We start from the raw sequence: 14,664 nt of genomic DNA, 5'->3' as shown, positions 1-14,664 counted from the left end.
AAGCTAGTCGGCGCCTTCTTCCGGATCCATGGCCGCTGCTTCGGTAGCGAGAACCTCGATCTCCTGGTTCTGCCCGCCAACGACCGTGAAATCCTTCTGGTAGATCCGGTCGCGGTTTTTGGCGATGATGGTGTAGTCGCCTTCGGCCAGCACCATCGAGGCGAAGGCGCCGACGGTTTCCTTGATCGGATCACCGGATTCGTTGAGCAGCGACCAGGAGGTGTCGGCGATCGCTTCGCCACCCGCCTCGCGCACCAGCTTCATGGTGATTTCGGCGGCGTGATGCTCGACGGTGGCTTCGGTCAGCTTGCCGGCCTCGACACGGATGTCGGATCGGATGACGGCGTTGACCGCGCCATAGGTCGAGACGACGTGGTAGATGCCCGCATTGAGCCGCACGACGCTGTTGGGTTCGACATCGGGAATGACTAGCGCGCGATCGCCATTGGCGTCGGCGGTGCCCTCATAGATCGAAAAGCGCAGTCTTTTCGGCGGAATGCGCACGCCGCCGGACAGAACCGCGTCGAGCTTCAGGCCGCCGGCATCAAGCACCAGGCTTTCTCGCTTGGCTTCCTTGCCGACGGTGATGCGCTTGGTGGCGCCGGCACGGCCATAGGAGGCGTGGACCAGATAACTGCCGGGTTCGAGCTGGAAGACGGCGCTGCCGCCATGCGCCGAGGCGACCATCGGCAATTTGCCGTTGACGGTTTCAGGCTTGAAGACACGCCAGACGAGGCCGCGGGTGATGTCGGTGCCTTTGTTGGTCAACTGGGCCGACAGGGTGATGGCCCCACCGCCGCCAAGCGCCAGCGGGGTCTCGCTCTTCGGCGTCGCATAGCTCGAAATTCCGGGAAGTTTCAGGTCGCTGACGCCGTCCTTTTCCTGCGCGACAGCCATGGAGACCGGCAGCAGGAACAGCGCGGCGCAGAGCCGGATCAGGAAAAGACGCAGTCGCCCCTCAAACATGCCTTGCGTTGAAGCCCATGGCGGTGGCAATTTCAAGGCTTAAGAGTCCGATGCGTGACTCTTCAGCCCGGCGCTAGCGCGCCTTTGCCCGAGCCGCCCGAATTCGCGATGGTGCGCTTCAGCTCAAAACAGAGTGCCAGGAGACTTGCGCCCATGGCGTCGCCGATCATCGACTTCCTGCTGACCCGAAATTCAGCGCCTATTCCCGACCTCAAGGAGCCGGCGCCCAGCGACGCCGATATCGCCACGATGATTGTCGCCGCCTCACGCGTGCCCGACCATGGACGGCTCGAACCCTGGCGCTTCATCCTCTATCGCGGCGTAGCCCGCATCGAGATCGGCAAAAAGCTGGCGGCCCTGGCCGAGCAGCGCGAAGGTCCGCTGCCCGAGGGCCGTCGCAACCAGGAACTGGCGCGGTTCTCGCGCGCGCCGCTGGTGATCGGTGTCGTGTCGATTCCCAGGGAGAACCCAAAAATCCCGCAATGGGAGATGTTCCTGTCCGGAGGCATGGCGGCGATGAACCTGATGATCGCGGCCAATGCGCTGGGCTATGGCACGAACATAATCAGCAACTGGTATTCCGACGTGCCGGAGGGCAGGGCGATTCTTGGACTGGCGCCGCAGGAGCGCGTTGTCGGTTTTATCCATATCGGTTCCTATGCCGGTCCGGCGCCGGAGCGGCCACGGCCCGATTCGGCAAAACTCTATGCCGATTACGCCGGGCCTTGGGCGGGCTGAATGTTTTACGAACCGGCGAAGGGGCATGGACTGCCGCACGATCCTTCGAAGGCCATCGTGGCGCCGCGTCCGATCGGCTGGATCTCGACGCTGAACGGGGCAGGCGAGATCAATCTCGCACCCTATTCTTTCTTCAACGCGGTCTCGACCCGGCCTTTTATCGTCTGGTTTTCCTCCGAGGGCGAGAAGGACAGTGCCTCGTTTGCCCAGGAAAGCGGCGAGTTCGTCGCCAATCTCGTCGGCCGCGACCTTGCGGAGAAGATGAATTATACGTCCGTCGACGCGCCGCGTGGCGTCAACGAATTCGTCTATGCCGATCTCGCCATGGCGCCCTCGCGTCTCGTCAGGCCGCCGCGCGTGGCGGCGGCACCCGCGGCGCTCGAATGCCGAGTGACGGAAATCTTTCGCCCGAAGGCGTTGGACGGAACGCCGACGAGCGCCGTCGTCGTCGCCGGCGAGGTCGTCGGTGTGCACATTGATGACAGCTTTCTGAAAGACGGCTTGTTCGACATCACCAAGGCCGGCAATGTGGCCCGTCTCGGCTACATGGATTATGCCAGCGTCGACCAGGTCTTTTCGATGCGCCGGCCGCGCTGGGGCAAGGAGTAGCCGTCAGGTGGATGTCCCGGCCGCCTTCGCGCGTGCCAAAAGGCGTTCGGCCAGCCGCAGGTGCGGTCGGTCGAACATCTTGCCGTCGATGCCGACGACGCCAGGATTTCCGGCTGCCTCGAACGCCGCGACGATGGCCGCCGACTGTCTCACCGCCTCGGCCGAGGGCGTAAAGGCGGCGTTGATAACGGGCACCTGATCGGGATGGATCGCCATCTTGCCGGTGAAGCCGTCACGCTCGGCCTCGGCGCATTCCGCGGCGAAGGCCGCCATGTCGCGAAAATTCGGAAACACGGTGTCGATCGCGGCGACCTCCGCAGCCCCCGCCGCGAGGATGGTCGTCAGGCGGGCGTGACGGAAGAGATCGGTGTAGGCGCCGTGATCGTCGCGGGCCGCACGCGCGCCGATCGCGGCCGACAGGTCTTCCGCGCCCCAGGTGAGACCAGCAAGCCGCGCGCTTGTCCCCGCATAGGTCGCCGCCGCCAGCACACCCGCCGGCGTTTCGGTGATGATCGGCAGGATTTTTATCGAACCGTCGGGCAGATCGTTCTCGGCCTCCCGGACCCTGAGCTTGGCCGCGAGCTGCTGCACATCCTGGCCGCTGTTCGACTTGGGCAGCATGATGCCGTCGGGCCTCGCTGCGACGAGCGCCGCCAGATCGTCATCCGTCAGTCCGGTCGATAGATCGTTGACCCTGACATAGATCGCCGAGTTGGTTTGCCCCCTGCGTTCAAGGATGAAGCGCGCCGCGATCTCGCGCGCCGGCGCCTTGTTCTGCGGCGCGACGGAATCCTCGAGATCGACGATGACCACGTCAGCGCCGGCGCCAAAACCCCTTTCGAGCTTCCGTTCGGAATCGCCGGGAACGAACAGCAGCGAACGCATCAGGCCGCCTTCTTCAGCATCATCGCCTGTCTCGTGCATTTGGCGACGAGGTCGCCATGCTGATTATAGGCGCGATGCTCGAATTCGACGATGCCGCTATCGGGTTTCGACCTGGATTCGCGCACCGAAATCACCGTTGTTTCGACGCGGATGGTGTCGCCATGAAATACCGGGTGCGGAAACACGGTTTCCTTCATGCCGAGATTGGCGACAGTGGTGCCGACGGTGATGTCGTTGACCGAGATGCCGATCATCAAGCCGAGCGTGAACAGCGAGTTGACCAGCGGCCTGCCCCACTCGCTCTTGGCGGCGAAGTCGAAGTCGATATGCAGCGGTTGCGGGTTCAGCGTCATCACCGAGAACAGCATGTTGTCACTTTCGGTGACGGTCTTGCGCAGCGTGTGCTGGAAGACGTGGCCGACGACGAACTCCTGGAGATAAAGCCCGGCCATGTCCTGCTCCTCTGCTGCAAAGGGTTGATAGGCGCTGCTTTCCAGGCTCGCAAGCCAGTTAATGAACATGGTGAACCGTTCGTAAACCATTTCTGCCTACCGTCACCACGGGGCCAGGAACGTTCTGGCAAGGGGCGTAAGCAGGCGGCATGGTTGTTTCGCATTTTTTGAGATGGATTTGCACGGCCAGGGTGTCGGAGCGCGCCGCCGCCGCCAGTGCGCTGGCCCGGGCCTATGTCAATTCCGAATTGCCGTTCGAGGACCGCTGCGCCGCCGAGGCGGCGCTGACGCTGCTACTCGACGACGCCTCGTCAAAGGTGCGGCTGGCGATGGCCGAGGCGCTCTCGATGAGCCACCACGCGCCGCTGCAGATCATCAGCGTGCTAGCCTCCGACCAGCCGGAAGTCGCCGGGGTCGTGCTGGCGCGCTCGCCGCTGCTCACCGACGCCGATCTGATCAACCGTGTGGCGGGGAGCCAGAGGGCAACGCAGAAACTGATCGCCGACCGGCCGCTCGTCTCTATGGCGCTGGCGGCGGCCATCGCCGAGATCGGCGAGGCGGAGGCCTGCGCCGTGCTTTTGGCCAACACCGGCGCCGACATTGCCTCCCTCAGCTTCCGCCGCATGGCTGAACGCCATGGCCATCTGCCTCTGGTGCGCGAGGCGCTGATATCCGACGCGCGCCTGCCTGCCGACTGCCGGCATATGCTGCTCGTCAAGCTCGGCGAGACATTGAAGACATCACCGCTGGTCCTGGCATTGATGGGAGCCGCGCGAGCCGACCGCGTCATGCGGGACGCCTGCGTCAAGGCCTCGGTGACGCTGATCGAAGGCACGCGCCAGGAAGAGCACACGGCGCTGATCGAGCATCTCAGGCTGCGCGGCGATCTCACCGCGAGCTTCCTGATCCGCACCATCGCGCATGGCAAGGTCGATTTCTTCGGCTCAGCGCTGGTCGCGTTCAGCCAGCAGTCCGAAGCACGGGTGAGGGCGCTACTGGCCGGCGGGCACGATGTGGCCCTGCAGGCGCTGTTTCGCAGCGCAGGCCTGGCTGCCGCCACGCATGCGGTCATCCTGCGTGCGCTGAAGATCTGGCGCGAGGTTGCCAACGGTAAGCGCGTCGCCGGTGTTCAGGAAGTCAGCTGGCTGATGCTCAAGGAATTGGGCGGGCAATCCGCCGAAGGCGATCTCGCCGCCCTGGTCAAGTCGATCCACCTTGATGCTCTGCGCGAGAACGCACGCGGCCATGCGCTGGCGATCGCCGCAGCCTAGGTTTTATCCCTCGCGAAGAAATCCGGGAAATCCTCCATTGCCGCGGCGATAATGCGCAGGGACGCCGCGACTTGCAGCATGTCGCCGGTGGCGTCTCGCTGGGCGATGCCTGCCGCGTACTGCCGGGCGACGGCAATGGTCGCTGTTTGCGGATCGCCGGAGGCACGGAAAAGCAGCTCGCGCGCCAATCCCCTCAGGAAGTTAGCGATTGAAAGCGTCGTTTCCGATGGGATGGCATGGTTTTGGCTCGCAGTGCGCAGCCGCAGGATTTCTAGGCCGACGGTGACGGAGGCGACGCCGCCGCCCAGCACCGCCTCACCCTTCCTGCCGGAATTCTGCACCAGCGGCATCAACTGATTGACCCGGTCATAAGCGAGGCTCTCGAAGGCCGAACGCCTCGGCAAGCGCTCATGCAGGCAAAGCCGCGCCAGATCCTCGCGCATGGCTCGCACGATGCGGTCGGCGGCCAGCCATGGGTCCGCCGGCAACACGACGATGAAGACGCCGATTGCCAGCAGGATGCCGACCAGGATCGATGCCGAGCCGGCGAAGAAGGGGCCGGGATCATAGGTCATTGCCTGGTGCGGGCTGAGGAAGGCCAGGAAGTTGATGGCGAAGGCCGTCGCCACCCCGACATAGCGCGGATTGGCCATGGCGAGTGCCGCCGGCACCATGATGGGCACGACGAACAGCATGAACCAGCCGAAGCCGGGCAGAGCGGGAAGCGCGATCTGACCGACGAGAAAGGCGAATGGCAAAGCGAGCAGCGTTCCCTTGAAGAAACCCCAGGATACCTGCACGGGGTCGGGGCGAGCGGCAAACAGGCTCGAGACGACGGCAACGAGGATGACGGTGCCGGCCGCTTCCGACCACTTCGTCGTCAGCCAGAAAGCCGCGACCAGCAACGTGGCAAGGGCCGCGCGGATGGCGTTGCGCGCGGCACCGGGATAGTCGCGATGCACCACCAAGGCCGGCTGCCGGCTGCCGGGACCTCGTCGGCGGCTGACGGGCGCGCGCAAAGCGTCGAGGCCACGAAGCACCTGTTTCAGCGCCTCGGCAAAATCGGCCGCTATGGTGAGGCGGGTGATGGTGCCGACCCTGTCCTCACCCTGTTCGGTCGAAGCATCGGGTATTTGCCGTGCTCTGATCGAGATCGCGTCGAGTAGTGCCAACCAGGGCGAGGTGTCGTCCAGCGCTCCCGGCTTGGCTGCCAGTTCGCTGACAAGGGCTTGCAACTCCGAGCGCACCGGGATGAGGGCTGCGTTCTTCGGAGCGGCATGCGAATAGAGCGCGCGCGCCGCCGAAAGGGCCGAGAGCAGCTGTCCGATGGTGCGTCGCACCGGATGCGCGCGCGGCGCGAAGCTCGCCGCTTCGAGCCTGGCATAGGCGCGCATTTCGCCAAGCGTCTGGGTGTCGGCGACAAGCTTCCGGTGCAGGCCGATGAGGGTTGCCCGGTCTCCGCCGGAGAACGCACCGCCGGCGTAAGTGGCGAGGTCGAGAATGCAGCGTTTCAGCCGCGAGATAATGGCATCGCTGGCCAGTTTTGGCAGGATCAGCCGGCTGGTGAGGCCGGCGCAAACGATGCCGAGCACGATCTCGGCACAACGCGCGACCGCGAGGTCAACGACCACATGCGGCTGTCCGAAAGCGGGCAGGCCGATGATCATGGCGGTGTAGCCGGCAAGGGCGGCGCCATAGGCCTCGGGATTGCGCAGCAGCGACGAGACGAAGGTGCAAATGCCAATCCAGACTGCAAGCACCGTCACCAGAATCCAGGGGCCGGTGCCGAACGCCGTGGTGATGCCGATTGCCGCGATACCCCCGGCAAGCGTGCCGAGCAGCCGGTAAAAGCCTTTCGCCAGCACCATGCCGGCAACCGGCTGGGCGACGATGAACACCGTCATCATCGCCCATTGCGGATGGTCGAGCTTCAGCGCATAGGCGACGAGAAGCGCGATCATGCCGGCTAAAACGGTGCGCAGGGCGAAAATCCAGTCGGAGCGCGTCGGTTGCGTCAGCCCGGCCAGGCTCGTCTCGAAATAGGTTTTCAGCCGCGCCCAGGTCACATGCTGGTCTCCATGTCAGGAACGCAAGCTAAATTCGCCAACGGCTAGATATCCAGCACTTCCGTCTCGGCGAATTCGGCGCGTTCCTGGATGAAGCGGAAGCGAGCTTCGGGCTTGGTGCCCATCAGCTCATCGACCCTGTCCTTGGTGGCAGAATCGATTTCGTTCACATCGACCCTGAGCAACGTGCGCTTTCTCGGGTCCATAGTGGTTTCCTTGAGCTGCGCAGCCATCATCTCGCCCAGGCCCTTGAAGCGGCCGAGCTCGACCTTGCCGCGCCCGGTGAATTCGGTGCGCAGAAGCTCGTCCTTGTGCGCGTCGTCGCGGGCGTAGGCGACCTTGCCGCCTTGCCTGATCGAGTAAAGCGGTGGCACCGCCAAGTAGAGATGGCCGCCGCGTACCAGCGCCGGCATCTCCTGGTAGAAAAAGGTGATCAGCAGCGAAGCGATGTGGGCGCCGTCGACGTCGGCGTCGGTCATGATGATCACGCGGTCGTAGCGCAAATCCTCGTCACGGTACTTTGACCGCGTGCCGCAGCCGAGCGCCTGGATCAGGTCCGATATCTGCTGGTTGGCGGCCAGCTTGTCATTGCCGGCGCTGGCGACGTTGAGGATTTTTCCGCGCAGCGGCAAGACGGCCTGGCTGGCGCGGTCGCGCGCCTGCTTTGCCGAGCCGCCCGCGGAATCGCCTTCGACGATGAAGAGTTCGGCACCTGCCGCCGCGTTCTGCGTGCAATCGGCGAGCTTCCCCGGCAAGCGCAGCTTGCGCACAGCGCTCTTGCGCGACACCTCTTTTTCCTGGCGGCGGCGCACCCGCTCATCGGCGCGCGCGATCACCCAGTCGAGCAGCTTCGAGGCTTCCTGCGGATTGTCGGCCAGCCAATGGTCGAACGGGTCACGGATCGCGGTCTCGACGATGCGTATCGCTTCGATCGTCGCCAGCCTGTCCTTGGTCTGGCCGACGAATTCCGGCTCGCGGATGAACACCGACAGCATGCCGGCGGCCGAGATCATGACGTCTTCCGAGGTGACGATCGAAGCGCGTTTGTTGCCAACGAGGTCGGCATAGGCGCGCAGGCCGCGCGTCAGCACGTTGCGGAAGCCGGCCTCGTGGGTGCCGCCTTCACCGGTCGGGATGGTGTTGCAGTAGGAATTGATGAAGCCGTCGCCGCCGAACCAGGTCACCGCCCATTCGAGCGAGCCATGGCCGCCTTGCTTCTCGCTCTTGCCGGCGAAGATTTCGCGCGTCACCTGGAATTCGTCGCCGAGCGACGCTTTCAGATAATCCTTGAGGCCGCCGGGGAAATGGAATTCCGCCTTGGCCGGTGTCTGATCCTTTTCCTTGATCAGGGAGGGATCGCAGGTCCAGCGGATTTCGACGCCGCCGAACAGATAGGCCTTCGAACGCGTCATGCGGTAGAGACGCGCCGGCTCGAATGCCGCGCCTTTGCCGAAAATCTGCTCGTCGGGGTGGAAACGCGTCCTGGTGCCGCGGCGGTTGTGCACCTCGCCCAGGTGCTCCAGACCGCTTATCGGAATGCCACGTGAAAAGCGTTGGCGATAAAGCTGGCGGCCGCGCGCGACTTCGACTTCGAGATGATCCGACAGGGCGTTGACGACGGAAACACCGACGCCGTGCAGGCCACCTGATGTCTCATAGACCTTGGAATCGAACTTGCCGCCCGAATGCAGCGTCGTCATGATGACTTCGAGCGCGGGCTTCTTGAATTTCGGATGTGGATCAACCGGGATGCCGCGGCCATTGTCGGTGACAGTGAGATAACCATCGGCTGAAAGCTCGACATCGATGAAGGTGGCGTGGCCGGCAACCGCTTCGTCCATCGAATTGTCGATGACCTCGGCGAACAGATGGTGCATCGCCTTGTCGTCTGTGCCGCCAATGTACATGCCCGGCCGCCGGCGCACCGGCTCCAGGCCTTCGAGCACCTCGATGTCGGCGGCGCTGTACCCCTCGCTGCCATCCTTGGCAGCGGCCGGGCGCCTGGCGGCCGCTTGCACCAGCGGGTCGGCCGGGCGCGCCGGCGTGCGAACCGGTTGCTGCTGCTTGCCCACATTGCCGAAGAGATCGTTGTTGTCGTCCATGCCAACCATAGGGTCCGGTGCTGCGAATCACCCGTCGATACTGCCACGCTTTTCGGCGCCAGGCGACGGAGGTTCCTGTTACGTTCGGGGATTTAACCCCTCTTACCCTAAAACCATTCGATAACCAAGCAGGCGGAAATCGGTCGAATGCCACCGCACAAGATTCCCGATTCTTTACCAATGCGGACTAGCGTGAGCCCAACATAACAAGAAACGACGGGCATCAGGGGTTTCGGCGTGAGGGGCAAGGCCATAACGATGATCGGCATCGCCGCCGTTTTCGGCGCGATCTCGATCTTTGCCGCGGATTTCTGGGTCAAGAGCCAGGCCAAGGCCGATGCCCAGGAGAAAACGGCGTCGATCTCCGCTCCAGCACCCAAAATAGAGTTCAAGACCATCGTGGTGGCCAATGCGCCGTTGCGTTATGGCATGGAGCTCGACCGCGCCAAGCTCAGCGAAATTCCGTGGCCGCAGGAGTCCCTGCCGCAGGGGGCCTTTGCCACCATCGATGGATTGCTCGGCGAAGGGGGCCGGGTCGTGCTGTCGCCGATCGAGGTCAATGAGCCGTTGCTGCTCACCAAGCTGTCGGGACCGAACGGTCGCGCGACGCTGTCCAATATGCTGACGCCCGGAATGCGGGCGGTCACCATCCGCACCGACGAGATCGCTGGGGTCGGTGGCTTCGTCACGCCGGGCGACCGGGTCGATGTCGTGCTCACCCGCGATGCCGGCGAAATCCAGGAAGTCGCCAAGAACGCGCAAGGCGCGGCCGGCTCGACCATCACCTCGGAGATCGTCGTTGCCGACGCCAAGGTGCTGAGCGTCGGGCAGGGCGCCGACGAGCGCCAGACGACGCCGCAGGTGGCCAATTCCGTGACCCTCGAGGTGACGACCGAAGGCGCGCAAAAAGTGGCGCTTGCCCGCACGGTAGGCACGCTGTCGCTGTCGCTGCGCTCCGCCAGCGAAGGCGGCGACGGCAAGAACGGCGTCACCACCATCTCGTCCTTCGGCGGATCCGTGGCTTCCAATGCCCAGGCCGCCGCCGGCTCCTTGTTCGATGCCATCGCCAAGGAGCCGGAGAAGCCGAAATTCAAGACGGTCATCGTGACGCGCGGCACGCAGGCCGAGGAATACCAAGTCCCTTCGCGGGACCAGAAGTAAAGACCGGTGGGGACCGGGCGGGACGGGATCATGGTGATGCACACCCTATATCGAATGACGAATCTGTTGCGTTTCGTGCGCGCCTTGGCCATGGCGGCTTCACTGGCCGCGAGCGGCATGCTCGCCTTCGTTGGCGCGGCCAGGGCGGACAACGACATCGTCTATGTCTCGTCGACCAGGAATGCCTCGATCAAGGTCGCGAAGGGCAAGCCCAAGACGATCATGACGAGCGCGGCCTTCTATCAGATCGTCATCGGCGATCCGGAGATCGCCAACGTCAACCCGCTGACCGACAAATCCTTCTATGTGCTGGGCAACAATCTCGGCACCACCGGCATTGCGCTGTTCGACGAGAAGAAGCAGCTCGTCGGCACCGTAGACATCGAAGTGACGCTCGACACCGACCAATTGGCGAGCACCATCCGTGCCAGCGTGCCGGACGCCAAGATCAAGGTCGGCTCGGCCAATGGCCGCGTGGTGCTGTCGGGCGAGGCGGATGACGCGGTCGCTGCCGAAAAGGCCAACAAGATCGCCACCCGCTTCTCCGGCAATGAGGAGGTGATCAATTCGGTCAATATCTCCTCGTCGCAGCAGGTCCAGCTCAATGTCCGCTTCGTCGAGATCAACCGCCAGGCCGGGCAGGACCTGGGCGCGAAATACAGCGCCAATTTCGCCTACGGCTTCGGCGGTCGCGATGTCTCTCTCGATCCGGGCTCGGTGCCGGCGGCGGGGACTGGCGAGATCATTGGCCGGCTGCTGTCCAATGGCGTCTCGATCGACATCGCCATCAAGGCGTTGGAGGAGCGCGGCCTTGCCCGAAGGCTGGCCGAACCGAACCTGATTGCCCGATCCGGCGAAACGGCGAGCTTTCTTGCCGGCGGCGAATTCCCGATCCCGGTTTCCGAGGACAACGGCAAGATCTCCGTCAGCTACAAGAAATACGGCGTCAGCCTGGACTTTACCCCGACCGTGCTGAAGGACGGGTTGGTCAGCCTCGACATCGCGCCGGAAGTCTCCTCGATCGACGCTTCGGCGTCCTACAATATCGGCAACATTTCGGTGCCGGGGTTCATCGTGCGCCGCGCCAAGACCTCGGTCGACCTGAAGAACGGCCAGAGCTTCATGATCGCCGGGCTGCTGCAATCCCAGAACGACATCACCACGTCGCGCATTCCCGGTCTCGGCAAGATGCCGGTGCTGGGGTCGCTGTTCTCGTCGAAATCCTATCAGCGGCGCGAGACCGACCTGGTCATCATCGTCACACCCTATCTGGTCAAGCCGGTCGACCCGTCGAAGAAATTGGCTGTGCCGACCGATGGCACGCAGCCCGCCAGCAACGTCGACTATTTCCTCAACAACACCGAGGAGGTGAAGGCGTCGGACACCAACCGTGCGCTGGCGCTGGCTGACGGCAGCGCCGTGCGGGGCGCTTCCGCGACCAAAGTCGGTCATTTCCTCGACCTGCCGAAGGACTGAAATCATGCGTCTGGTCCTGAGATCGAGCATCGCCCTGCTTCTTGCCGGTTTTGCAAGCGGCTGCACCAGCGACGACTATCTGCGCAGCGAAGGCGTGACGTCAGTCGCCGGTGAGGCGCAGGCGGCCAACACCGTCATGCAGATGGTGGACCCGTGGAAGTATGGGGTCCAGAACACGAGGCTTCTCGTGCCCGCCAAGCGCGGAACCGCCGAACCGGTCACACCCGATCAGGCGGCCGGCGCCAAGGCAGCGCAAACCACCACCGGCAACTGATCCAGACGGCGATCGACCTCACAGGCGGCGAGAATGGCAAACAGCACCAAGAAGATCCTGCTCGTATCGACAGACCGGACCTTCGCGCAGGACACGAAGACCGCCTTTGCCGCCTCCGAGATCATCCAGCTCATGACGGTTGAGAAGAACGTCACCGAGCTGCGCGGCGAGGTCCAGGAAGCCGAGTTCGGCGTCGTTATCGTCGACATGGATGCGGCGAAACTGGAAGAAATCGAGTCCCTGCAGCGCGTCATGCGCCGGCTCGAGGGCAAGGTACCGGTGGTCGTGGTCACCCAGGAGTTCAACGCCGCCGCCGTCCGCATCCTGGTGCAGCTCAAGGTCGCCGACTTCCTGGTCAAGCCGATCACCACGGCCGACCTCGTGCGTTCGGTCGTGCGAGCGTTGCAGGGGCCCGGGCGCGAGGAAAACACCGAATCGCAGATCTATACCTTCATGCCCGCCGCCGGCGGCGTCGGCACCACGACGCTGGCGCTGCAGACCGCGTTCCAGCTGCATCATTCGGTGACGCGCGGCGCCTCGACCTGTGTGGTCGACCTCAATTTCCAGCAAGGTGCCTGCGCCGAATATCTCGATCTGGAGCCGCGTTTCGACATCACCGAGATCGAGAACCAGCCCGAGCGCCTCGACCGGCAATTGCTCGATGTGATGCTGTCCAAGCACGCCAGCGGACTTTGCGTGCTGGCGGCGCCGACGCATCCGGCTGAAATGCGCTCGTTCAAGACCGATGTCGTGGTGCGCATGCTGGACCTCGTTTCGGCCTATTTCGACAATGTCGTCATCGACATGCCGCGCACCTGGTTTCCGTGGACGGAAACGGTGCTGCTCGGTTCCAACAAGCTCTACATCGTTGCCGAAATGACGGTGCCGTGCCTGCGCCATACGCAGCGGCTGATCCAGGCCGTCTACGAGACCGCGGGCAAGGAAGTGAAGCCGAACGTGATCGTCAACCGTTTCGAGCAGAAGATGTTCGACAACGGCATCAAGCAGGCGGATGTCCAGGAAATCCTTGGTGAGCATTTTGTCGGCGGCATCGCCAACAACTACCGGCTGGTGCGCGAGGCGGTCGATCGCGGCGTGCCGCTGCACGAGATCGATCCCAATGCCAATGTCGTCAACGACCTGAAGAAGATCATCCTCCCGGAAGAGGCAGTGGCGACGGCGAGCAAGTCGAAGTCGCTGTTCGGTTTCGGCAGGGGCCTCTTGAAAAGGAAAGCTGGATGACCAGCCGTTTCTCAACCCTGCAGAACCGTGACGCGCGCCCGCAGCGTCCGGCGGAATCAACACCGGTCGCGCATCATGCCGTCGTCATCCCGACCAGCCGAAAGGCTTTGCCGGCGAAACCGGAAGCAGCACCGGCAAAGAATGCCAACAAGGTGCTCGATGCCCGCGTGCGCATCCACCGGATGCTGCTCGAGGAGATCAATCTGGTCGCGCTGGAGCGCTTGCCCAAGGATGAAATGCGCCGGCAAGTGCATGATTTCGTGTCGGAAAAGACCCGCCAGGAGCGGATGGCGATCAACACCGCCGAACTCGACGCGCTGGTCGACGATATCGTCGACGAGATGGTCGGCCTCGGCCCGCTCGAGCCGCTGCTCAAGGATCCCGACATTAACGATATCCTGATCAACGGTCATCAGAACTGTTTCGTCGAAAAGAAGGGCAAGCTGCAGCAGGTCCATATCCCGTTCAAGGACGAGGCGCATCTGCTCAGAATCGTCAACAAGATCGTGGCCGCCGTCGGCCGCCGGGTCGACGAATCGCAGCCGATGGTCGACGCTCGCATGCTGGACGGCTCGCGCTTCAACGCAGCCATCCGCCCGGTGGCCGTCGATGGCCCGCTGGTGTCGATCCGCAAGTTCTCCAAGAACAAACTTGGCCTGCACAGGCTGGTCGAATTCGGCGCCATCACACAGAACATGGCCGAAGTGCTGGCGGCGGCCGTGCATGCCCGCAAGACGACAATCATTTCGGGCGGTACCGGCACCGGCAAGACGACGATGCTCAACGCACTGTCGGCCTTCATTCCGGAAGACGAGCGGCTGATCACCATCGAGGACGCGGCGGAGCTTCAATTGCAGCAGCCGCACGTCGCGCGCATGGAAACACGCCCCGCCAATATCGAAGGCCATGGCGAGCTCAAACAGCGCGACCTGGTCAAGAACGCGCTGCGCATGCGTCCCGACCGGGTCATCCTCGGCGAGTGCCGCGGCGAGGAAGCCTTCGACATGTTGCAGGCGATGAACACCGGCCACGAAGGCTCGATGGCGACCATCCACGCCAACACGCCACGTGATTGTATTTCGCGCCTGGAGCAGATGCTTGGCATGACCGGCATGCCAATGACGGTGCAGTCGATCCGCAGCCAGATCGCAAGCGCCATCGACATCATCGTCCAACTGACCCGGCTTTCCGACGGCAAGCGCAAGGTGACGAGCGTCGCCGAGGTGACCGGCATGGAAGGCGATGTCATCCAGATGCAGGAGATCTTCCGCTTCGTGCGCACCGGCATGGAGGCTGATGGCAAGATCCTTGGCTACTACGAGGCGACCGGCATACGACCGCGTTTTCTGGAAGATCTGCGCGCGATGGGCATCGAGTTTCCCGGACGTTATTTCGAACCCGGCCGGCCGCAGGAGTAGCCGG

General features: G+C 63.6%; 13 protein-coding genes. 8 read left to right on the top strand and 5 right to left on the bottom strand.

Annotated features, from left to right (window positions below; translation table 11 throughout):
• Window positions 1–3: 3 nt before the first annotated feature.
• Window positions 4–966, bottom strand: coding sequence for a hypothetical protein (locus FJ434_RS01940; RefSeq protein WP_140752401.1), 963 nt, complete (start codon window positions 964–966; stop codon window positions 4–6).
• Between the two features lie 153 nt (window positions 967–1,119).
• Between FJ434_RS01940 and FJ434_RS01935 the strand changes: the two genes are divergently transcribed.
• The gene (locus FJ434_RS01935; protein WP_140752403.1) at window positions 1,120–1,704 is read left to right on the top strand and encodes a nitroreductase; all 585 of its coding nucleotides are present in this window, start codon (window positions 1,120–1,122) and stop codon (window positions 1,702–1,704) included.
• Window positions 1,705–2,313: a flavin reductase family protein gene (locus tag FJ434_RS01930; protein WP_140752405.1), complete on the top strand. Its 609-nt coding sequence runs from the start codon at window positions 1,705–1,707 to the stop codon at window positions 2,311–2,313.
• A 3-nt stretch (window positions 2,314–2,316) separates the two neighbouring features.
• Here the strand turns inward: FJ434_RS01930 and FJ434_RS01925 are convergent, their stop codons facing one another.
• Window positions 2,317–3,198, bottom strand: coding sequence for a CoA ester lyase (locus FJ434_RS01925; protein ID WP_140752407.1), 882 nt, complete (start codon window positions 3,196–3,198; stop codon window positions 2,317–2,319).
• Window positions 3,198–3,650 (bottom strand): MaoC family dehydratase, encoded by a 453-nt coding sequence (locus FJ434_RS01920; protein ID WP_140752437.1) that lies wholly within the window; start codon window positions 3,648–3,650, stop codon window positions 3,198–3,200. Before FJ434_RS01920 ends, FJ434_RS01925 begins: the two co-directional genes overlap by 1 nt.
• Window positions 3,651–3,799: 149 nt before the next feature.
• Here FJ434_RS01920 and FJ434_RS01915 point away from each other — a divergent pair, with 149 nt between their 5' ends.
• Window positions 3,800–4,921, top strand: a complete 1,122-nt coding sequence (locus tag FJ434_RS01915) for a DUF2336 domain-containing protein (protein ID WP_140752409.1) — start codon at window positions 3,800–3,802, stop codon at window positions 4,919–4,921.
• Here FJ434_RS01915 and FJ434_RS01910 read toward each other — a convergent pair.
• Both FJ434_RS01910 and parE read right to left on the bottom strand, forming a co-directional pair.
• A complete protein-coding gene (locus FJ434_RS01910; RefSeq protein WP_140752411.1) occupies window positions 4,918–6,987 on the bottom strand; it encodes an FUSC family protein in 2,070 nt (689 codons plus the stop codon). The genes FJ434_RS01915 and FJ434_RS01910 overlap by 4 nt on opposite strands.
• A 44-nt stretch (window positions 6,988–7,031) precedes the next feature.
• A complete protein-coding gene (parE, locus tag FJ434_RS01905; protein ID WP_140752413.1) occupies window positions 7,032–9,089 on the bottom strand; it encodes a DNA topoisomerase IV subunit B in 2,058 nt (685 codons plus the stop codon).
• A 237-nt stretch (window positions 9,090–9,326) separates the two neighbouring features.
• Between parE and cpaB the strand changes: the two genes are divergently transcribed.
• The 5 genes from cpaB to FJ434_RS01880 all read left to right on the top strand — a co-directional run bounded on the left by cpaB (window position 9,327) and on the right by FJ434_RS01880 (window position 14,660).
• The gene (cpaB, locus tag FJ434_RS01900) at window positions 9,327–10,250 is read left to right on the top strand and encodes a Flp pilus assembly protein CpaB (protein ID WP_246672981.1); all 924 of its coding nucleotides are present in this window, start codon (window positions 9,327–9,329) and stop codon (window positions 10,248–10,250) included.
• Window positions 10,251–10,340: 90 nt separating this feature from the next.
• Window positions 10,341–11,726, top strand: coding sequence for a type II and III secretion system protein family protein (locus FJ434_RS01895; protein ID WP_246672983.1), 1,386 nt, complete (start codon window positions 10,341–10,343; stop codon window positions 11,724–11,726).
• 4 nt (window positions 11,727–11,730) lie between these two features.
• Window positions 11,731–12,000, top strand: coding sequence for a hypothetical protein (locus tag FJ434_RS01890; RefSeq protein WP_140752415.1), 270 nt, complete (start codon window positions 11,731–11,733; stop codon window positions 11,998–12,000).
• A 33-nt stretch (window positions 12,001–12,033) separates the two neighbouring features.
• Window positions 12,034–13,242: a response regulator gene (locus tag FJ434_RS01885; RefSeq protein WP_140752419.1), complete on the top strand. Its 1,209-nt coding sequence runs from the start codon at window positions 12,034–12,036 to the stop codon at window positions 13,240–13,242.
• Window positions 13,239–14,660 (top strand): CpaF family protein, encoded by a 1,422-nt coding sequence (locus FJ434_RS01880; protein ID WP_140718238.1) that lies wholly within the window; start codon window positions 13,239–13,241, stop codon window positions 14,658–14,660. The genes FJ434_RS01885 and FJ434_RS01880 overlap by 4 nt, the downstream gene beginning before the upstream one ends.
• Window positions 14,661–14,664 lie beyond the last annotated feature (4 nt).

Origin of the sequence: Mesorhizobium sp. B2-5-13, assembly GCF_006440535.1 — a bacterium.
GTDB lineage: Bacteria > Pseudomonadota > Alphaproteobacteria > Rhizobiales > Rhizobiaceae > Mesorhizobium > Mesorhizobium salmacidum.
This window is presented reverse-complemented; position numbering and strand designations above follow the sequence as displayed.